The following is a 21462-nucleotide window of genomic DNA, read 5'->3' as shown; positions in this document are numbered from 1 at the left end:
TGAGAGCGGGGCTGATGCTAGCAGTCGTATGATATTACAAATGTTTGAAACCATGGCCGAAGCACGAGAGTACTTGTCTTAAGGTGCAATGATAGCTAACACAATTAGTTTCAAAAATTGACATAGATAGCTGTTATAATTTGGCTCAGTGCGTTGAGCCTTGTTATGATGTCTGGTTTATAGACTTTTGTAGACAGAAAGTATTAACGAAACAACTAGTTACTTAATTATTTACAATAATAACGTATTCGCGATAAAGTGGAATCACTTAAGAGCAATGAATATTTATTTAGATACGTTTTATAAAGAAAACACCTTATTGTATCTACCTTTTAGCCATTATAATTAAATTAACACTTAAAATAATTGGCACTCAAAACATAACTATATAATATTTAGGAGAGATTTCATGTCAAAAGGACAAACTTTACAAGATCCGTTCTTGAACTCGCTGCGCAAAGACCGCATTCCTGTCTCTATTTTTTTGGTAAATGGTATTAAATTACAAGGCCAAATTGAATCATTTGATCAATATGTTGTTCTCCTGAAAAACACAGTGAGCCAAATGGTATACAAGCATGCCATCTCAACAGTCGTGCCAGCACGTAACCCGCGTAGTAGTACGACGACAGGTACAAGTGCTCAGCCTCAGAGCGCAGCACCGACTGGATATCAAGGCGGTGGCTTTGAACGTGGTAGTAACCCTGCTGCTGGCGGCTTTGAAGAGCGCGGATTTGCATCGAGTCGCAGTGGATTCAATCGTGGTGGTTTTAGCCAAGGTCAAGATCGTGGTTTTGAACGCGGTAGTTTCGGTCAAGGTCAAGAGCGCGGGTTTGAGCGTGGTGGCTTCGGTCAAGATCGTGGGTTTGATACCACGGCAGATAATATAGGCTTTGAAGATAAGCCAAACGACGGTTCTAATGATAGCAATAGCTAACTCGTTGCATTAATTGAGCATGTTGTCTAGAAAATATTAAGACATGACTTATTCGTTTAAAACCTGCTGATAATAGTGGGTTTTTTTTGTATAGATAGCAGCAAGCTCTTTATTCAGTATAAAGCACTATATTAGTGTAGATTTTGTAGACCATTACTAATATGAAACATAGTGTAGTAAAATAGCGTATTGATTCATTATAAAAATAGAGCGGATTCATGAGTGATACCAAAAACAACTTAACCCATGAGCAATTTATTACCACTGCTATCGAGGCCATTAACACAGAGATATCTGCGTTAGCACTGCTAACAGAGCAGATTGACGACAGATTTGCACAAGCATGTGACATCATCCTGACTTGTAAGGGTCGAGTGGTGGTCACGGGCATGGGAAAATCAGGATTAATTGGACGCAAGATAGCAGCGACTTTTGCCTCAACGGGTACGCCTGCTTTTTTTATGCATCCTGGTGAAGCAGGGCATGGCGACTTGGGAATGCTTGTGAAAGGTGATGTACTGCTTGCTATTTCAAACTCAGGTGAGTCAGATGAAATCAAGATGCTACTGCCAGTTGTCAAACATCTAAATATCCCTCTCATCAGTATCAGTCGTGATAAGCGCGGTATGTTGCCACGAGCAGCTGATATTGTATTGACGCTCGGTCAGTCGCAAGAGGCTTGTCCACTTAATCTAGCGCCTACCTCCAGTACGACGGCTACTTTAGCGCTTGGAGATGCGTTAGCGGTTGCTTTAGTACATGCACGTAATTTTACTTCTGAAGATTTTGCATTATCCCATCCTGCTGGTGCCTTGGGTCGTCAGCTATTGACGCGTGTTGAAGATTTGATGCATACCAACTCAGAAGACTTACCATTGATTCATCAGCAGGCCCCATTGCAACAAGCTTTATTTACCATGTCTGCCGGACGATTAGGCATGACAGTAGTGACTGATGATAACAATAAGGTCGTCGGTGTGTTCACAGATGGTGATTTGCGCCGAGGGTTAGAAAAAGGCATCGATCTACAAACGCCAATGCATGAAGTAATGGTCAGTAATCCACGTCATATCAGTAAAACGATGCGTGCGTCAGATGCGCTAAGTGTTATGAATGAGAGTGGTATTAGCCAGTTATTGATCATTGATAATGAAGATCGTTTAGAAGCTATTATTACCGTGCATGATTTGCTACAAGCTGGGGTCAAATAAGGTTTGTGAGTTGCCGTTGAAATAGTTAAGCTATATAGAATAACGCTTCGAAAATAAATATTAAAAAGAGACAAATAATGCAGGACTTGATACAGAAAGCCGGACAAGTAAAACTATTGGTCATGGATGTCGATGGTATTTTATCCAATGGTCAAATCATCTATGATGCCAATGGTGTTGAGACCAAAGCGTTCTCAGTACATGATGGTGTGGGTGTTAAGTCTTTAGCCCGTTACGGTATTTTGACAGCCATTATTACCGGTCGTAGTAGTGCAATGGTGAATAAGCGCGCAGCAGAAATGGGCGTCAACCATGTGGTTCAAGGCCGTGATGATAAATTAATCGCATTAAACGAGCTGCTATCGTCTTTAGATCCTGCCCTGAATATCACTGCTGCCGACTGTGCCTATATGGGCGATGATTTACCGGATATCACAGCAATGCAAACAGTAGGATTCGCGGCAACCGTACCTAACGCGCATGCTGAAGTTATCAAGCGCAGTGACATGGTAACGACTCGTGCTGGCGGTACTGGTGCAGTGCGCGAGATATGTGACCTTATTTTAAAAGGTCATGGACATTATCAAGACTTTATCGCGCATTACACGCTTGATGAGGCGCAAACTCAGGATAACCAGTCGTGAATACACGTGTCTTAATTGTATTAGCTTTAATTATTGCTGGTATCGCAGGTTGGTTTTTTCAGCAGCAAGGCGACGTAACGCCGCCAGTCAATATTGAAACAACAGATGTCGATTATGAAGCCACTGATATCAAAGCCGTGCAGACCAATGAACAAGGTGAAACCGAATACGAGCTTACCGCTGAGTCTTTGACGCATAATCCTGAGACCAATCAGGATGAAATGTCAGGCATTACCATGAATTGGGAACCATCTGCAGAGCAACGCTATCGTATTCAAGCGGGCAGTGCAGCTATTAGTCAACAGACAGGGGAGCTTAGTTTATCAGGTGGATTTACACTGGTGAGCGAAGGCAATAAGAGTACTCCTGATATCGAACCGATAAAAGTAACTGGTAGTACGCTAAAAGGTAATACGAAATCAGGCAAAGTATACAGTGACGCGCCTGTGAAAATCGAACAAGGCATGAATCGATTTGAAGCCTCTAGTATGACTGCCAATCTTGAGACGGGTGAGTATGAATTTGGCCAAGTGGCTGTTGCCTTTTCTCCCTCTGAACGCCAAGATAAAGCATTATTTTAGTCAAAGTCTTTCTATTTACCGTATCAAAAAATAGCAGCTAGCATAAAGTTTGCAAATCCTACCACCTATTATGAAATGAGTTATTTATATGAAACTTAAATTTTTGCCTACTTTACGCGCATCATCACTCTGCTTGCACAAATTGCGCGCACTGCCAATGGTGATGTTATTGGCGCTACCGCTATATAGTCATGCATTGCCATCAGATTCTAATCAGCAGATCAAATTGCTAGCGGATAAAGCCACTTATAGTGAGCGTACCGGCGTGACCAGTTATGCAGGTAATGTCATTATTACTCAAGGTACGTTTAAGATGACGGCCGACAACATCACGGTCAATCTTTCTCAGCAGCGTAGCATTAACTCAGCGGTAGCAACTGGCCGTCCAGCGACTATGCAGCAAGTCGTCACGCAAGAAAAGGGCTTGGCAAAAGGGCAGGCTAATAAAATTGACTACAACGCAGTGTCTGGGATTATTACACTAACTGGTAATGCAAAACTGGTTCAAAATGGTGCAAGCTTCGCTGGTAATGTTATCCGTTATAGCCTAAAAGCAGGTGATGTTGAAGCAACCGCTGGCGGCAATCAGCGCGTTGAACTGGTATTCCCGCCTAACAATGGTACAAATCAGAGTGGCGTACGTTAATCCAAATAAACAGGCTATGAGTAAATAAGTCTGCCTTTAGCAATGCTTAAATTTTGTGAAAGTAAGAGTAAGTTATGAGCGATGATAAAAATCTAGACCTATCGGCATCAAATACCAATACGGCGCCTGTCGCTCGATTGACTATGCAAAATTTAGGCAAGCGCTATGGAAAGCGTTGGGTAGTCAAAGACGTTTCATTTTCTGTCGAACAGGGTCAAGTCGTCGGACTGTTGGGTCCTAACGGTGCTGGTAAAACGACTAGCTTTTATATGGTGGTGGGACTAGTCAATATGGATAAAGGCCGTGTTACGCTAGGTAAAATGGATTTATCTAAATACGCAATGCACGAGCGAGCGCGTGCAGGTATCGGTTATTTACCACAAGAGGCATCAATCTTTCGTAAATTGTCTATTGAAGACAATATCTTAGCTATTTTACAGACTCGCACAGAATTAAGTAAAGCTGAACAACAGCAAGAACTTGAAAAGTTGATTGGCGAGTTCCATTTAGAACATGTACGCAAGTCTCAGGGTATGAGCGTATCAGGCGGTGAGCGTCGACGCTGTGAGATTGCGCGAGCATTGGCCGCTGATCCTAAGTTTATCTTATTAGATGAACCTTTTGCAGGGGTAGATCCTATCTCTGTCGGCGATATCAAAGACGTTATTTTAACGTTAAAGAATCGCGGCATTGGCGTTTTGATCACCGATCACAATGTTCGAGATACACTGGCTATTTGCGAAAAGGCTTATATCGTCTCAGAAGGGGCTATCATTGCAGAAGGCACTTCGGCTGAAGTGTTAGAAAATGATTTAGTAAAATCTGTTTATCTAGGTAAAGACTTTCAAGTATAAGTGAGAGCGTTAAATTCCTTATCTCATACTCTATTTTATATAGTGCGCTCAAAACAAAAAGGTGCCGTTAAAGTAGCATTATCTGGTATGGATTTTCCTTACTTCCTATTCATTTTGTTTTCCAAACGCTGCGTAAAATTTATACCAACAGTTTTGTATTTTCTGATTAACTAATAGAGCTGGCTACAACTATTTTATATAGAGCTTATAAGCCAGTTACTACTTATATCTACAATTAATATCTCTACAATTAACATCATCCTCTTTCAAGTACAGCTTGCAAAACTAATAGCTGACTTATCATAACAAATATTTTTAAATCAGCGCTTATAAAGCGTGATAATACTTTCTTCATTATTCTTGATTGATCCTCTGAATAAGGCTTATAAGCTATGGCAAAAAATAAAAGCAGCTATGTCTGTCAGCATTGTGGTGCACATTTTGGTAAATGGGCTGGACAGTGTACGGATTGCGGGGAATGGAATAGCTTGGTCGAAGCCCCAAATGTCAGCATGCCCCATCATAATAAGAGCACCGCTAAGCCTAATAACGCACGAGCTGCTACTCGTGGTAGCAGCGCGCCAGCTGGTAACTACTCTGGTACTCACAGTGCTGTCATGCCGCTTAATGCAGTAAGTGTGACGCTCGACACACGCCTACCAACCGGTATCAGTGAGTTCGATCGCGTACTGGGTGGTGGGTTAGTGGCGGGTTCCGTAGTGTTAATCGGTGGTGATCCAGGTATTGGTAAATCAACGATTTTGCTACAAACCGCGACCAATATGGCACGAGCTGATTCATTGGCAGGTAGTGCATTATACGTGACGGGTGAAGAGTCACTTGCACAGGTGGCCATGCGAGCCAAACGTTTAGACTTGCCTGCTGATAGACTGCGTGTATTGGCCGAAACTAACGTAGAAACTATCTGCGCTGCATTAACGCAAGAGCAGCCAGCCATCGCTATTATTGATTCTATTCAGACGATTTATACGGACGCTATTAACTCTGCACCAGGTGGTGTCAGTCAGATTAGAGAGTCTGCTGCAATTTTGACTCGCTATGCTAAGCAAACAGGGACAGCGCTATTTTTAGTAGGACATGTAACCAAAGAAGGTACGTTAGCGGGTCCGCGAGTATTGGAGCATATGGTTGATACCGTACTTTATTTTGAAGGCCAGTCTGACTCGCGTTTTCGTATGATTCGTGCGGTCAAGAATCGCTTTGGTGCGGTTAATGAACTGGGTATCTTTGGTATGACTGATATGGGGCTCAAAGAAGTCGCCAATCCATCAGCGATATTTTTAAGTCGTTATGACAAACCTGTTGCTGGATCTGTAGTAATGGTCAGCCGTGAAGGTACAAGGCCGTTACTAGTAGAAGTGCAGGCCTTGGTCGATGATTCACAAGGCTCGCCTAGAAGAATGGCACTGGGTTTAGACTTCCAACGTTTATCCATGCTACTAGCAGTGATGCATCGTCACGGCGGGATACATACTAGTGGACAAGATGTCTATGTCAACGTTGTTGGTGGCGTCAAAGTTATAGAAACGGGATCTGATTTGGCCGTACTGTTGGCCTGTGCTTCAAGTATTAAAGAGAGGGCGTTACCATCTTCATTAGCAGTATTTGGTGAAGTGGGTCTATCGGGCGAGATACGCCCAGTACCTAACGGACAAGAACGCTTGAAAGAAGCGATGAAACATGGGTTTAAACATGCCATCATTCCAAAGGCCAATGCGCCTGCTAAAGATGCGCCTCAGTTTAAAGGTATCAATGTGATTGCTGTTGAGCGACTCGATGATGCTATCGAAAGCGCCTTTGAGTTATAAGTTATATAGAATTAGTAGTACTTTGTTTTGAGTAGTTTAGTCGCTACTGTTAGTTTGGAACGATAAATATAGACCATAAAAAAAGCCTAACTAATGATGAGTTAGGCTTTTTTTGCTATATAGGCTAGCAATATTATTAGTCTCTAAAACTGATACCTAAAGTTAAGGTCCTGCAACGCGCTCAATAGCAACGTTACCCACGCCTTTACTCGTAATACCGAGTTTTTTGGCGGCACCATAAGATAAGTCTAATACACGGTTACCATGAAATGGGCCACGATCGTTCACTTTTACCACGACACTTTTGCCATTGGTCTTGTTAGTGACTTTGACATAGCAGTTCAATGGCAATGAGCGATGCGCTGCAGTTAAACCGTTCATGTCAAAAGTTTCGCCACTGGCAGTCTTGCGACCATGAAACTTACGACCATACCAAGACGCGAGGCCAGTTTGCTTAAATTTGCTGACAGAGTTAGAGGCAACAGCTGTTAGACGCTCTAATACATCTTCGTCATTGGTAACTTGTGTCGTATCGTTGGCTAACAATGAGCTGCTAAGTGCCAATGAAGTCGGCTGACGGGCTGACTTTACCAAACTTGATGCACCATCATGTTGACGGCTTAATTCACCAAGTACACGGTCAATGTGGGAGGCGTTATCTTGCGAAATCATAGCAAGTGTGGTCTTTGCTTCTACAGCATTTGCATTGGTAGCGACTGCAGAGCCAGCAAATAACATTGCTGACATTGTAAGTAAACCAGATAAACGCTTGTTCATAAATACCTCTATAACTTATACATCAAAACCTAACTCTAAATATTTTAGATTGAGCATGGCATTAATCTATTATTTTCATATTGATTAATGAGCGGCTCTTATAGATATTAATATATGGTAATTTTTCATTTCATTATCATCAGTATTCAGCAGAAACAGAGCTAAAGTGACTGATGATACGCTCAAATGATAGTTAGCGATAAGCATTGAATACAAAGTCCAAAATCAGGACTAAGTGACAATGTCACTATATGTTGTATTTACATGATGTGCGATCTACAAACTTCTTTAGAGTGCTACGTTAATAAAAGGTTCAGAGGACATCGCGTATCGCTTTGTTATCAAACCGTTAATTAAGTAGTGTATTTGAAAGTCTGGAATCTACAAGATGCTAACTATACGGCTACGCTACAACCTAAATATATTTAAATGCAAAGTTTATTAGTAGCTATGTACGGGTTATGTATCAGAGTACAGTAAAACGAGGTTAACGCAATTTTTTGTAAAAAACAAGGAATAAAATCTTTCTGAACTTATAGGCGATTAACTCATATTGAAAATCATGTCTATTTACTATTAAAAATAAGAGGCACTAAAACGAACAATTATTTCGGATTTGTAACTATTCTAGTGATTGATATGAACATAAATTATATGAAGACCATTAAAATAAAAAAGCCACAGCGCTAAGGATAAAACTCTGCTTCACGCTATGGCTCATTGTCTTTTATCAAATCATTAGTAGTACAAAACAATTTATCTTAATGGTACTACCATAATTATTATAACGACTTACTTGAAAGACGAATTATACAGAAAGTATATTATACAAGTTAGCCGGATTTATGTGTATGGATAGACATGAGTAGGCCAAATCCTGCCATCAGAGTCACGATAGCCGTACCCCCATAACTAATAAATGGTAGTGGAACACCTACGACAGGCAAAATGCCGCCAACCATGCCGACATTGACGAATATATAAACAAAGAAAGACATGGCGATAGCACCAGCCAACAATCTACTATAAACATCAGGATGAGTGAAAGCGATATATAAGGCGCGTGATAAAAGGCAGAAATAAATGAACATCAGTAGCATCACACCGAGTAAACCAAACTCTTCGGAGAAGGCGGCAATAATAAAGTCAGTATGGCCTTCTGGTAGGAAATGTAGGTGTGATTGCGTGCCTTCTAGATAGCCTTTTCCAGTAAGACCACCAGAGCCAATGGCTGTCTTCGATTGAATGATGTTCCATCCAGCACCTTGTACATCTGCTTCAGGATTAAGGAGTGTTAATACCCGCGTACGCTGATAGTCATGAAGTAAAAAGTTCCAAGCAAAAGCAATAAACGGCACAGCTAAAATTACAGCAGCAGAAATCAATCGCCACGAGAGGCCTGCTAAGAAAAGCACAAATATGCCGCTAGCAGCGACCAGTAACGACGTACCAAGATCAGGCTCTTTAGCAATTAATAGCACCGGTACAATGATCAATGCTAAGGTAATAGCAATGCTAGATGCTGACGGTGGCAAATCACGCTTAGACAAAAACCAAGCACACATCATTGGCATACCAAGCTTCATAAACTCTGAAGGCTGCACACTACCGAACCCAGGCAAATTGATCCAGCGCTGAGCACCCATACGTACTTCACCGATAATATCTACCAATACCAATAATATAAGTCCTAAGACATAAAATATGGGCGTAAAAGTACGATAGAGACTGGGCGGTATCTGCGCCATGGTAAACATTACCGCGAATGCCACTCCATAACTGACCATTTGGCGAATGACCATACCAATATCTTGGCTGGCGGCGCTGTATAGAATCGTCAGACCAATACAACAAACCGTCAATAACAGTAAAGTTAACCATGGGTCGATATGAATACGTTGCCATAGCGTCGGTGCATGACCTTGACCCAAATGATGGCTCTGACGTGAAAAACGATATTGCGGGTTAGAAGACATAGGCAGAATTTGGCTAACAATTGGTGTAGGAGGGAAGTACTAACTAAATTATCTCATTATAAATAATGATGAGAAGCGTACTTAAAAGTACCGACTCTAATAGAAGTATGAGAGTAATCAACAACTAGATAACTCACAAGTAAGTAATAAAGTCACTCCATTATAAAAGTTGTAAGGATAAGTGTTAATTATCAATATTGAACTTCAAATTAGAAGCGATAGTTTAGCCTGCTTGTTGAAAATTTGATAGTATCGATAAAACGTTTTTAGCGGTAGTTTCTTGCAATGATAAAATTAAAAATCCATGCGTATAGGCAGATTTGCCAACCTATTATTACTCTTATTCTATGTGCTGGCAGTGTCAGTGCTCATGCCGTTATTATCAGCGACGATAGTGAACGCCGTATTCAAATACGTCAAAGTAGCAGTACAAGCAATAACAGTAATGCGTATATAACGCCATCTGCCAACAGTTCAAATCAGCGTCCTGGTGTCACTATGTTGAGTGGTGCGAGTGCATCAAATGGCGACAGTATGCAAAACTTGATTGTGCAAAAGCAGCGTGATTTCGAGATTGATGCTAGGTTGTCCATTGAAGAAAACAAACGTGTGAATGTAGTGAGACGTGGTACTACTTATAGTACAGCAAACAACACCTATAATGGTGCTTATAACGATTCTATGAATATGGACTTTAACGCGTGGTTAAATAGCAATAGTTATCGTGCCAGACAAGTAGCAGAGTATGAGCGTTATCTTAGCGCACGAGTCGGATCACAGAATGTACCGCCATTGTCTCAACTGCTGACGACTGCCCGTAGTTGGAGTAAATGCGGGTATGAGCCTTATCAACTGCCACCTCAAGAACTATGGTCTAACATTGTACCAACATTACGCCTTTATAGTGAGTTGAAAAACCAAGGTATTTTACCACTTAGTAGTGAGATACGTTCGGTATATCGTAACCCAGGTTTGAATGATTGTGCAGGCGGGGCAGACGGTAGTAAGCATATGAATGCAAGTGCTATGGATATCTGGGTACCTGAGTACGAAGACAATTTATGGCGCTTGAGTACCATGCATGATGGCTTATGCCAGTTTTGGCAGTATCAAGGACAGCCTTATAACTTTGGCTTAGGATTATATGCGACAGGGGCTATTCATTTAGATACTGATGGTTATCGTAAGTGGGGGTTCAATCACGCTAGTAGCTCCTCTTCTTGCCGCTATTAATTGATTTATCAAGAATCGAGAATTCAAATAATTATAAAGTTAGCCGAGATAACGCTAGATATATATTCATTTTTATATATACTATTCCGGTGTTTACTAAAAATAATAATTTTGTAATTATTTGGTAGGATTCATAGGATAGATGCATGAGTTCATTAAAAATTTGTTTGGTCTTTAAAAACTATGCTTTAATAATATCTGTTATCAATCGCCTTTATATTTTCATGGCTTATAAAGAAAACCACCAAATTTACTTTAAGCGAAAACTATGAAAAATCAGCGCTCGACAATGAAAAACTATCATAAATTAAATAACGAGAAGCAAAGTTTTTTGCACTCGAACTATAAGTATGGCGCTTTGTTTACTTCTGCACTTATGTCGGTATTATTGATTAATGCGTGTAGTACAGAGATGTCCTCTGAAAACAATATGATAGTGACGGATAAAGCTGATAGACATATACAAAGCTCTAAAGAGATAGAAGATAGTATCAAGAACTCTTACGCTCGTTTAGCCTCTAAGCGCTCTGATGTCTGTCCAAAATTAATTCAAGAAGAAACAGGTAATCAGGTTATCGAACGTATATCAGAGGTCATGGTAAATGACTACTGTGATTATTTCTTATATCCGCGAGAGGGTCAGCGCCTCAATGTTAAAGTAGATAACCGTCAAATAGAAGCGCTATTAATTGTGCCGACGCTACATAACTTTGCCAATGGTAATTATAAAGTGACGTCTTATGATAAGCATGTTATCCGTTTGAGCTATAACGGGGCTACCCATAAGCCTGAGCATTTTGTCTATGATGTTGCGCTAAAAATTTCTGACGCCAAGTATTCCTAATGCCAAGCATTAAGAATGTTCTGCTTCTTATTTAAAGATTATAGCCGTTCAAATATTTAAATGGACATATTATGAGTAGTATTTTTTACCATTTATAATACGTCCATTGGATTGATAACGCTTATTTCTAATATTGCTTCCTAGCGATTTATTTCTTACTGGTTTTTTCTACCACTTTCTTTTCTTTCCAAGGATCTTCTTGCCCAACCGTAACTATTAAAAAGTTATCAGGCTTTAGCGTATCTCGCATGGTTTGATTGACCTCTGAAAGTGTGACTTGATCAATGCGATTGGTATAGTCAGCTAAGTAATTATTCGGCAATTGGTAAAAATTCATCATTCCAAGTAAGCTATTAATACCAGCATTGCTCGCAAACCCCATCGGGAAGCTGTTTTTCAAATTATCTGTAGTTAAGCGCATCTCCTCATTGGTGATACCCTTGTCTAGCGTCTCATTGATAACCGCTAAGCTTGCATCAATAGCCGCACGCGCCTTGTCATTACGTGTTGAAAAACCAATCTGGTAGGGACCTCGAGAGAGCATCGGATTCATCGATCCCGAGATTCCATAAGTATAGCCGAGGTTCTGTCTTACCTCCGTCATTAGTCGCGCATTAAAGTCACTGCCTGCCATGACTTCGTTTCCAACAGCAAAGTTGGTCTGCTGCTGCTGTGCTATTGGGTCAGTTGCCCGTTTACTACCCAGCTGTCCCATGAGTACAGTGGTTTGAGTGCTTGGGAATGGAATATGAACGTGCTGCGCTTTAGTAAGCGGTTTCGGCTCAGGTAAATCAGTGGCAGCTTGGCCGGTAGGCAATTTAGCAGTGATGTCTTCTGCCAGTTTTTTGGCTTGTTCTAATGTCAGGTTGCCTGTCATAGCAACAGACGCGTTTGCTGCTACCAGATATTTGTTTTTAAAGTCTATCAGTTGTTGTTTCTCAATCGTAGGAACGCTTTCTAGCGTGCCGACTGATGGATGCGCGTAAGGGTGAGTACCGTACAAAGCATCATTGAAAGCGATACTTGCTAGGCTATTGGGATCTTGTTTTTGTTGCTGCAGGCCTACCAACAGTCTTGCTTTATTGCGAGCTAGAACTTGCTCGTCAAACGTAGGCTCACTTACCATCTGTGTCATTAAGTCAATGGCTGGCAGAAGATGCTTGTCATCAGATAGGCTACGCAGTGAAACAATAAACATATCTTTATATGCGCTACTGCTTAGATTGATGCCCAACGTTTCCACTGCACGTGTAAATGCGTTCTCATCTAGACTTTTGGAGCCCTGTTCGAGCATCGTCGCTGTCATATTAGCAATACCAAAACCATCCTTTTTGATACTACCATCACGCGCGCTACCAGCATTAAAACGCAAATCCACATCGACGATTGGCAAGGTGGTCGTTTGTACAAACATAACAGGTACGCCAGACTTGGTCTTAAACTGTTGAATGGTCGGTACGGTGACTTTTAAAGGTTTGTCATCATCTAAGCTGGTCAGTTTAGATAAGGCAGCAATTGGCGCACTTGCATCGACTGCAGCAGGTGCGCGGTAATCTTCAGCAGCTGTTGTATCTGCCTGCGCGGTAGTAGCTAAGACGCTAAAAGCAAAAATTACGCTAGCACTGAGGTAGGCTCGCTTTTTAGATGCGATAGTGCTGCTTATAGAGGATGAAGCAGTCTTAAAAGATTGTTGTCTTGCTTTAGAGTCGTATTTATTCTGAATCATGAGTTTCTTCTTATTAAGAATACGGTGCTATGGCCATTTTTATGAGACGTTTGATAATAGGCAGCGACTATTTCGCTGAGGTTTTATTGTCTTTAGGTGGCACGACATGCATCACCGTCAAGTTGTCTTTGACCAAATATTTTTTGCTGGCAGCCTGAATGTCAGCCACACTGATACCGTCGAGCTTAGCTGGTAACTTAGCAAGCAGTCTGTCATCTAGACCGATAGATTGTAACGAGCCAATCATACGTGCCTGTCCTTCCATGCTGTCTTGCGCATAAATCAAACCAGTAACCGTATTGGTCTTGGCGCGACTGATTTCATCATTGGCAATAGGATCGGTTTTTAGTTTTTCTATTTCTGAAGTTATGGCTTGTTGTGCTTGCTCCAAGCTGACGCCTTCACGAGGTGTTGCTTGTATTAGAAATAGCCCATCACCGCGATCTAGTAAGTCGTAAGAAGTACCAACCGTCGTCAATATACCTTGCTCCCGTATCAGTCGACTCTCTAAACGTGCAGATAAGCCGCCATCGAGCACATCTTGCGCAAGTGACAGGGCATAAGCTTGTTTTTCATTGTTGGTGCCTGCCGTGGCAAGGCTTGGTACGTTGTAACCCATCAGTAGAACGGGCACTTGTACGGCTTGCTCAGAGTCTACCTTTTGATAACCACGGAAGCCTTTTTGAGTTACATAGGTACGTTTGGGTAGGTTGCTTTTTTCTAAATCACCAAAGTAACGTTTGACTTGAGTAAGTACTTCTTGTGGTTGCACGTCGCCGACGATGACTAACGTTGCATTATTTGGTGCATACCATGTCTTATACCAGTCTTTTAAATCTGAAAGTTTAATCGATTCTAGCTCGTTCATAGGCCCAATGACAGATTCGCCTTTTGGGCTGTCAGGTAAGGCTAGTAAACGAAATGACTCATACGCTTTGGCAAGCGGATTGTCATCAGTACGTTGGCGGCGCTCTTCCATGACCACTTGATGCTCTTTGGCAAATTCTTTGTCATCGAATATAAGGTTTTTCATGCGATCTGCTTCAAGCTCTAACGCTAATGGCATACGATTGGCAGGGAATAGCTCGTAGTATCCGGTATAGTCATAGCTGGTAAAGGCATTGTTGACGCCGCCAAACTTAGCAATTAGCCGCTCATAATCATCACTAGAGACATTGGTCGTGCCCTTAAACATCATATGCTCAAGTAAGTGAGAGATACCGCCTTTATCAAGAGGCTCATCTGCCGAGCCCACTCGGTACCAGATTTGTGTCATAGCGACTGGGGCACGGTGATCTTCCTTTATGACGACTTTTAGACCATTTTCTAACTGATATTCATGTCGACCTGACATGTCCATTGTCAACTCAGATGGCTGTGTGTCTTTGCTCGTTTTATTTTCATCTGATATGTTTTGAGCCAAGCTATCTGTTGTGATTGAGCTTGTCGCAGTTGCAGAGTTAATAGGCATCGTATTGGTTTGACATGCAGCAAGTGACGCTGCTACTGCTAAGGCACAAGCAATGCGTAATGGCGCAGCTGCTAGAGGTAAAGACAATGGCATGGTATGGTCTACTTATATAAAATAATAATAGAAGAATTAAATGCTAATCATAGCGATAGAAGGCATTACAAAGAGGTCTGAGCACCAACCATAACGCTAGCAGTCGGTCTGAACTCTTGCGTCGTGGTGCAACCTGTTACCAATATAGCCGTCGTTAATAAAACAGCCACACTAATGCTGCTGGTTTTTTTGTAGTGCTTAGAGAGTAATGACATAACGGATTCCTAATAAGTATTTATCGAATAAGTCTTGGTAGAGTAGGCGAAGTCTGACAAGTAACAGGTCAGAATTTTGTGTCCAAACCTTAAGCAAAACTTTCTCAAATCATCGAGTGATTTTTTAAACAGATAAATTTTGACGATAGTCTAATAGGGTAAGGGCTGAGCATGACTTGAATTATGCTAAAATAGGTCAAAATTAGATATTATGTCGCTTGTAGCCAGATGACAATATGTAAATCCATTAACAATAAACAAATAGTTGATCGTGATAACTTTTAGGGCAAATTTATGAACAACCCAAACAATAGCAACCGCGTAGTCATTAACCTTGATGCTGGTCTTGACGACTTAGATGACGATGATATTACCTTACCCAGTCTACCAGTGCAATCTGTGCCCATTATTGATGAAACAGAGAGTATTGCTCCACAGAAGGACAGTACGGTAAACCAGGACGTCTCTAGCAATGATGCTGCAGAAAATATTGCTTTGGCGACGCCAATTGTCATGACAGAAGAGCATAATGTCCCTAAAGGTAATTCTGAAAGCTTTTCAAGCGCTACAGAGACAGGCGCTACAGGTCAATCAAATGCTGCGTCAACTATTCCCGCTATGCCGCTGCAAGAACAGTTAGGTGATACGCCAAGCGTAAACCCAGTGGCTAACAGCGACGTACAGGCAGATACTGCAAAAAAGCCTGCTACAGAGTCACAAGAGACTGAAGAAAATAAGAAGAAAGGCAGCTGGTTCAACCGTATGAAAACGGGCCTCAGTAAGTCACGCAAAAACTTAGCCGAAGGCATGGTCAGTATCTTAATCGGTGGTAAAGAGATTGATGACGAGCTATTAGAAGAAGTCGAAGATCAGCTATTGGTAGCCGATATTGGCGTCAACGCGACGAACCGTATCATCAAGAGCCTCACCGAGCAGACAGATCGTGGTGACTTGATCTATGCACACTCTCTATATAAAGCATTGCAAAGTGAGTTGGTTGATATCCTTACACCAAAAGTTGAGCCATTGGTGATTGATACTAGCAAAAAGCCGTTTGTTATATTGGTAGTAGGGGTCAATGGCGTAGGGAAAACCACAACGATTGGTAAGCTTGCCAAGCGCCTACAAGGTGAAGGCAAATCAGTCATGCTGGCAGCGGGCGATACGTTCCGTGCGGCAGCTACTGAGCAGCTACAGATTTGGGGCGAGCGCAATCATATTCCAGTGGTAGCTCAAGGTCATGGTTCTGACAGCGCTTCTGTCATTTTTGATGCAATGCAGTCAGCCAAAGCAAAAAATATCGATGTGCTTATCGCCGATACTGCGGGACGTCTGCAAAACAAGACACATTTAATGGCAGAGTTGGAGAAAGTCGTACGTGTCATGCGTAAAGCGGATCCAAGTGCCCCGCATGAAGGTATGATTGTGCTAGATGCTGGCACGGGTCAAAATGCTATCAACCAAGTCGAACTGTTTAATAAAGTTGTGCCACTGACAGGTATTACTATTACTAAGCTAGACGGTACTGCTAAAGGTGGTGTGGTATTTAATATTGCCGAAACGACAGATGTGCCTATCCGCTATATCGGTGTGGGTGAGTCGATTGATGACTTGCGTTCTTTTAGTCCGAAACAATTTGTCGCCGCTTTGTTCGAGACCAACGATAAAGAATAAGAGAGCCAGTTTTAATTGGTAAATCATTTTTGAGATAATTTGGAAGTAGACGCTATGATAGTTACCACAGCAGCCTTTGGGTCACATCGATTAACACTGATTGCTCGTGTCAATGGGCATGGTCAGCCTATGCTCGTTGAAGCCAACTGGCTGCTGGCAGGTAACTCATGGCATAGCTCAAAATCTGTACCCAAACTTAAAAAGTACTATGGCCTGACAGACGAAGACTTTACCTTTATAGATAAAAATAGCCTAAGCATGAGTGAGCCTGCTCAAGCATTATTAATGGAAACGATTTTCCAACTCAAAGACTATGCTGATGGTAAACGTAAGACATTGGATTTGCCTTTAGACTTCTCTATGGGTACTGAGTTTCAGCAAAGAGTATGGCAGGCACTGCAAGGTATTGAGTATGGCGAAACCATCAGCTATGCCACACTCGCGCAGCGTGTCAACAGTCCAAAGGGATTCCGTGCGGTTGCGCAGGCCAATGGCAAAAATCCTTTTAGCATTATCGTGCCTTGTCATCGAGTGATTGCAAGCGACGGTAAGCTCGGTGGCTATACAGGCGGGCTAGATAAAAAAGAGTATTTACTATCATTAGAAGGAAGTTGGACGTAAAACTAAATCTATCTTAATAAAAAAGGGCCAAATACTTTTAGTATCTGGCCCTTTTTACTGAAAAATTAATACGCTTATGCTTCAAGTTGCGCCATGACGTCAGCAGAGAAGTTCACGTTAGTATAAACCTCTTGTACATCATCCGCATCTTCTAGCATATCAATCATCTTCATGATCTTTTCAGCATCATCGACATTGTCGATCTCAGCCGTGGTAGATGGTGACATAGTGACCTCGGCGTTGTCAGAAATAAGACCAGCCGCATTAAGGGCATCTTGAACTTGACCGAAGCTTTCCCATTCAGTAATAACGAGTAAGCTTTCACCATCATTTTCAATATCAACGGCGCCCGCATCTAATGCAACGAGCATGACCTCATCTTCTAAGCTGACATCGTTAAAAGTGATCTCGCCACGTTTAGTGAATAAATACGCCACTGAGCCTGATGTGCCAAGATTACCATCATTCTTGGTAAAAGCATGACGTACTTCGCTAACCGTACGGTTAAGGTTATCAGTCATGGTTTCGACCAGTACAGCCACACCACCGACACCATAACCCTCGTAACTGACTTCTTCCATGTTTTCATTATCGCCGCCGCCTGTACCACGGTCGACAGCACGATTAATCGTGTCGCGCGTCATATTGACTGATAGGGCTTTTTCGATAACGGCACGTAAGCGTGGGTTTTTGTCAGGATCGGGATCGCCTTGTTTGGCAGCTGAAACGATTTCACGAATAATCTTGGTAAATATCTTACCCCTTACTGCATCCTGACGGGCTTTACGGTGTTTAATATTTGCCCATTTTGAATGGCCTGCCATATAACATCCTTAAGTTCTACGTACTATTTTTATGGGTAAAAAGAGTGATCAACAACAACCTTCGATATCTGATTGCCTAATTTTATACTATCATTACTTTGTCTATTTGAGGTAGTAGCGCTACTGGCACGTTAACGATTTGTATGTTGTTGAGAGTGCTTTTTTGCTACACTGTGGCAACTTATAGATTGTATTCACTGTGATAGGTGAGCGATATTATAAACCAGTTTTAGCTATTTTGACCAACTTGCCCTTATCCATCACATTTTAAGTCATTGCGTGCTATCAAGCCATTGATTTTATAAAGTACTGATTCTATGAAGCAACCAACCGCCGAAGCTCTTACACACTTGCGTAACCGTACGCATATCATTATTGAAGGCACAGATACTCGTCTGGGTAAGCTCTTTGATATTGTATTGCTGATTGCAATTTTAGCCAGTGTGGCCGTCGTCATGCTTGATAGTGTGCTATATATGCGTTTGCAGTATGGCACGTTGTTCTTTTATGCAGAGTGGTTTTTTACCATTTTGTTTACCATTGAGTATGCGTTAAGGCTGTTTTCAGCACCCAACCGCTTACGCTATGCTTTTAGTTTCTTTGGGATAGTAGACTTACTGTCTGTATTGCCAAGTTATTTGAGCCTAATGTTTGTAGGCGTGCAGTATCTACTCGTGATACGGGTATTACGTATTTTACGTGTGTTCCGTGTTCTTAAGCTCAAAGCCTATATGCAACAGGCTGGGTTTTTAGCGTCTGCATTAAAAACCAGTCAGCAGAAAATTACGGTCTTTTTCTTATCGCTTGTATTATTGGTAACCATCTTTGGTTCAATTATTTATGTGGTAGAAGGGCCGGAAAATGGATTTACCAGTATTCCATTGTCTATCTACTGGGCAGTTGTCACGATGACAACGGTTGGCTATGGTGATATGTCACCCAAAACACCGCTCGGCCAAGCAATTGCAACCATGGTCATGATCACGGGTTATTCGATTATTGCGGTACCAACAGGTATTTTTACGTCAGAGCTAGCACGTAACATGCGCCCACAACTTAACCCGGTGACTTGCCCCAACTGTGGTAAATTCGGCCATGCAGTAGGGGCAGACTTTTGCGATCGTTGTGGACACGCGCTACATATCTAAAGATAGATTTAATCGTGACAGTCAACATACCTACTACGCATCGATATATTCATCAACCAGTGGTGACAGGTCGATCTCGACGCCTAGATTGACCAGATTCCAGTATTGTCCTGATACAGTACGATCTAGCATCATAGTGGTGGCTGAGGGTTGAAACTGACCGAAGTACTTCAAAGACGTACGCATCTGGGCGATTGCCTCGTGATGGACTTGGCTACTCCCAAAATCAAATGCGCCTTCTTGATACGGGCTAATGGATAAAGGTTTAAGCCCAATCGATAGCCACTTTTCATAAAACTCACCAGGGATATTCTTGTCATCTTCGCGGCGAATATCTAGGGCAATCAAATCTTGTTCAAGTGCGGTGACGTCACCTTTTAGCGCATGTTTGACAAAGCGTTTGAATAATTGCACTTCACTATCGCTATAACTGCGGATGCCACCAAAATCATAAGCCACGACACTGCCGTCATGACGGAACGCAAAGTTACCTGGATGAGGGTCGCAGTGCATACGGTACAACCCAAACAGCTGACCTGCGGTAAAGTGAAATAGACGCTCTGCTATTTTTTGTTTGACCTCATTGTCCCATGTCGCAGCGACAGTCAATGTCTCTCCCATCTCTTCAGTCAGCGTTAAAATCCGTCTAGAAGAGTGGCTACTAATCACTTTGGGAATAATAAGGCCTTCATCTTCTGCATGAAAAGCGCCGAATACGCGTAAGTTATGAGCTTCTTTAACATAGTCTAATTCATCGTGCAGACTCTGGCGAATCTCATTAAAAAGCTGCTCTTGTAGTTGCTTGCTCATATTGAGCACGCCAGCGATTTTTAATGCCATACGTACTTGTTTGAGATCGCTATCACAGTTTTCATCAACATCAGGGTACTGGACTTTGACCACCACTTTTTGACCCGATGGCAACGTCGCTTTGTGCACTTGTCCAATGGATGCTGCGGCAAAAGGCGTCTCTTCAAACTCGCTGAATAATTCTAAGATCGGCGCTTTTAGTTCGCGTTCAACTTGGGCTCGTATCTGCGCATACGGCATTGGCGGCGCATCTTTTTGCAGCTTTTCAAGTGCTGACGCAACCTCAGGCGGGAACACATCCTTATATTGTGAAGCAATTTGTCCGACCTTCATTACTGCGCCTTTCATCTCACCCAACGTTTCGGCAATTTGAACACCCACGTCTTGCATCAGATCTGAGCGAGCTTGCAGACGCTTTTCTTCGTCACTTGAGAGATGCTTAAATGAGTTTTTAGCGGCTTTGCCAGCAATACTTGCTGTCATACCAGCGAGTTTCATAAAGCGTTTTCCGGACGATTTTGCCATTCATGTCACCGTATAATGGGTTGTTTGCTCAGTCGTAATTCTATTATTTTAATTGCAAAATTACTGTTTGACTAATGTGTGAAGACGCGAGTAATCATTTATAAAAAGTAAGCACAGTCATATCATTTGTTTGTGTCAACTGCATACATATTGCTTAACCAGTAATCAAGTGCCATTTGATAGCCTAATTGTCCCAAGCCGCAAATGACTCCGACCGCAACATCACTTAGATATGAATGATGACGGAAAGGTTCACGGGCATGAACATTGGATAAATGCACTTCTATAAATGGTTTTTGCGTGGCCAATAGCGCATCGCGCAGAGCCACTGAAGTATGCGTAAATGCAGCTGGATTGATGATGATAGCATCGACTTGAGCAGATTTGTCCGCCAATAATCCATGATGCTGGATGTTGTCTACTAGTTTACCTTCATGGTTGGACTGTATACATATTAACTCTACACCGTGGCGAGCGGCGCGCTTAACTAGTTGCTTTTCTATATCAGCAAGTGTCGTATGACCATAAATGTGCGGTTCTCGCTTACCTAGTAAATTCAGATTTACGCCGTTTACCAGTAGTAATTTATGAGTCAGTATTTGATTTGAATTTTCGTTAGTCGATTGTTCGGCTGTTTTTGACGGAGTAGAGGAGGTCATAATGGTCTCGGTAACTATTGAGCGATGTTAATAATTTATAATAATATATGAATAATTTAAGGCGCGAGCTGCCAAGCTAAATTGGCTTCAACGCATTTTGCTCTTTATCATAACAGCTTGCCAGCTAGGTTATAAAAATTTGTCTAAAAAAATTATCTAGATAT

General features: G+C 41.9%; 19 protein-coding genes and 1 pseudogene. 12 read left to right on the top strand and 8 right to left on the bottom strand.

Annotated elements, in window-relative coordinates:
- The first annotated feature begins 409 nt into the window (after window positions 1-409).
- The 7 genes from hfq to radA all read left to right on the top strand — a co-directional run bounded on the left by hfq (window position 410) and on the right by radA (window position 6702).
- Entirely contained in the window at window positions 410-937 is a 528-nt protein-coding gene (hfq, locus tag B2863_RS00100; RefSeq protein WP_296206712.1) for an RNA chaperone Hfq, read from the top strand.
- A gap of 218 nt (window positions 938-1155) precedes the next feature.
- Window positions 1156-2148: a KpsF/GutQ family sugar-phosphate isomerase gene (locus B2863_RS00095; RefSeq protein WP_101205038.1), complete on the top strand. Its 993-nt coding sequence runs from the start codon at window positions 1156-1158 to the stop codon at window positions 2146-2148.
- Window positions 2149-2225: 77 nt separating this feature from the next.
- Window positions 2226-2792, top strand: coding sequence for a KdsC family phosphatase (locus tag B2863_RS00090; RefSeq protein ID WP_296206711.1), 567 nt, complete (start codon window positions 2226-2228; stop codon window positions 2790-2792).
- Entirely contained in the window at window positions 2789-3373 is a 585-nt protein-coding gene (gene lptC, locus B2863_RS00085; protein ID WP_057760443.1) for an LPS export ABC transporter periplasmic protein LptC, read from the top strand. Before B2863_RS00090 ends, lptC begins: the two co-directional genes overlap by 4 nt.
- An 88-nt stretch (window positions 3374-3461) precedes the next feature.
- Window positions 3462-4019: a lipopolysaccharide transport periplasmic protein LptA gene (gene lptA / locus B2863_RS00080; protein ID WP_057760441.1), complete on the top strand. Its 558-nt coding sequence runs from the start codon at window positions 3462-3464 to the stop codon at window positions 4017-4019.
- A 143-nt stretch (window positions 4020-4162) separates the two neighbouring features.
- On the top strand, window positions 4163-4873 hold the full coding sequence (lptB, locus tag B2863_RS00075) for an LPS export ABC transporter ATP-binding protein (protein ID WP_379544987.1): 711 nt from the start codon (window positions 4163-4165) through the stop codon (window positions 4871-4873).
- A gap of 392 nt (window positions 4874-5265) precedes the next feature.
- On the top strand, window positions 5266-6702 hold the full coding sequence (radA, locus tag B2863_RS00070) for a DNA repair protein RadA (protein ID WP_179798949.1): 1437 nt from the start codon (window positions 5266-5268) through the stop codon (window positions 6700-6702).
- A 162-nt stretch (window positions 6703-6864) separates the two neighbouring features.
- Here radA and B2863_RS14650 read toward each other — a convergent pair.
- Window positions 6865-7206 (bottom strand): annotated as a pseudogene (locus B2863_RS14650) (septal ring lytic transglycosylase RlpA family protein); the annotation flags it as partial.
- A 1106-nt stretch (window positions 7207-8312) separates the two neighbouring features.
- Complete coding sequence (rodA, locus tag B2863_RS00060) at window positions 8313-9455, bottom strand: rod shape-determining protein RodA (protein WP_057760433.1); 1143 nt, start codon at window positions 9453-9455, stop codon at window positions 8313-8315.
- A 285-nt stretch (window positions 9456-9740) separates the two neighbouring features.
- On the opposite strand from rodA, the gene B2863_RS00055 reads away from it, so the two are divergent.
- Together B2863_RS00055 and B2863_RS00050 are read left to right on the top strand one after the other, a co-directional pair.
- Window positions 9741-10688 carry a D-Ala-D-Ala carboxypeptidase family metallohydrolase gene (locus B2863_RS00055; protein WP_296206710.1) on the top strand — a complete coding sequence of 316 codons (948 nt, stop codon included), beginning with the start codon at window positions 9741-9743 and terminating at the stop codon, window positions 10686-10688.
- A gap of 268 nt (window positions 10689-10956) precedes the next feature.
- Window positions 10957-11532 (top strand): hypothetical protein, encoded by a 576-nt coding sequence (locus B2863_RS00050; RefSeq protein WP_296206709.1) that lies wholly within the window; start codon window positions 10957-10959, stop codon window positions 11530-11532.
- A gap of 148 nt (window positions 11533-11680) precedes the next feature.
- Here the strand turns inward: B2863_RS00050 and B2863_RS00045 are convergent, their stop codons facing one another.
- From B2863_RS00045 to B2863_RS00035, 3 genes are all read right to left on the bottom strand, one after another.
- A complete protein-coding gene (locus tag B2863_RS00045; RefSeq protein WP_296206708.1) occupies window positions 11681-13258 on the bottom strand; it encodes a M16 family metallopeptidase in 1578 nt (525 codons plus the stop codon).
- Between the two features lie 67 nt (window positions 13259-13325).
- Window positions 13326-14822 carry a M16 family metallopeptidase gene (locus tag B2863_RS00040; protein ID WP_296206707.1) on the bottom strand — a complete coding sequence of 499 codons (1497 nt, stop codon included), beginning with the start codon at window positions 14820-14822 and terminating at the stop codon, window positions 13326-13328.
- A gap of 65 nt (window positions 14823-14887) precedes the next feature.
- Entirely contained in the window at window positions 14888-15037 is a 150-nt protein-coding gene (locus B2863_RS00035) for a hypothetical protein (RefSeq protein WP_296206706.1), read from the bottom strand.
- A 762-nt stretch (window positions 15038-15799) separates the two neighbouring features.
- Between B2863_RS00035 and ftsY the strand changes: the two genes are divergently transcribed.
- On the top strand, window positions 15800-16711 hold the full coding sequence (ftsY, locus tag B2863_RS00030) for a signal recognition particle-docking protein FtsY (RefSeq protein ID WP_296206772.1): 912 nt from the start codon (window positions 15800-15802) through the stop codon (window positions 16709-16711).
- A 54-nt stretch (window positions 16712-16765) separates the two neighbouring features.
- Window positions 16766-17332 carry a methylated-DNA--[protein]-cysteine S-methyltransferase gene (locus B2863_RS00025; protein WP_296206705.1) on the top strand — a complete coding sequence of 189 codons (567 nt, stop codon included), beginning with the start codon at window positions 16766-16768 and terminating at the stop codon, window positions 17330-17332.
- Window positions 17333-17406: 74 nt separating this feature from the next.
- Here the strand turns inward: B2863_RS00025 and B2863_RS00020 are convergent, their stop codons facing one another.
- Complete coding sequence (locus B2863_RS00020) at window positions 17407-18156, bottom strand: YebC/PmpR family DNA-binding transcriptional regulator (protein WP_102091781.1); 750 nt, start codon at window positions 18154-18156, stop codon at window positions 17407-17409.
- Between the two features lie 317 nt (window positions 18157-18473).
- Here B2863_RS00020 and B2863_RS00015 point away from each other — a divergent pair, with 317 nt between their 5' ends.
- Window positions 18474-19304: an ion transporter gene (locus B2863_RS00015; protein WP_057760421.1), complete on the top strand. Its 831-nt coding sequence runs from the start codon at window positions 18474-18476 to the stop codon at window positions 19302-19304.
- Between the two features lie 33 nt (window positions 19305-19337).
- On the opposite strand, the gene B2863_RS00010 is transcribed toward B2863_RS00015, so the two are convergent.
- Both B2863_RS00010 and aroQ read right to left on the bottom strand, forming a co-directional pair.
- On the bottom strand, window positions 19338-20639 hold the full coding sequence (locus tag B2863_RS00010) for an ABC1 kinase family protein (protein ID WP_296206704.1): 1302 nt from the start codon (window positions 20637-20639) through the stop codon (window positions 19338-19340).
- Window positions 20640-20761: 122 nt separating this feature from the next.
- Window positions 20762-21298 carry a type II 3-dehydroquinate dehydratase gene (gene aroQ / locus B2863_RS00005; protein ID WP_296206703.1) on the bottom strand — a complete coding sequence of 179 codons (537 nt, stop codon included), beginning with the start codon at window positions 21296-21298 and terminating at the stop codon, window positions 20762-20764.
- Window positions 21299-21462 lie beyond the last annotated feature (164 nt).

It is taken from the genome of Psychrobacter sp. UBA3480 (genome assembly GCF_002377945.1).
Taxonomy (GTDB): Bacteria; Pseudomonadota; Gammaproteobacteria; order Pseudomonadales; family Moraxellaceae; genus Psychrobacter.
This window is presented reverse-complemented; position numbering and strand designations above follow the sequence as displayed.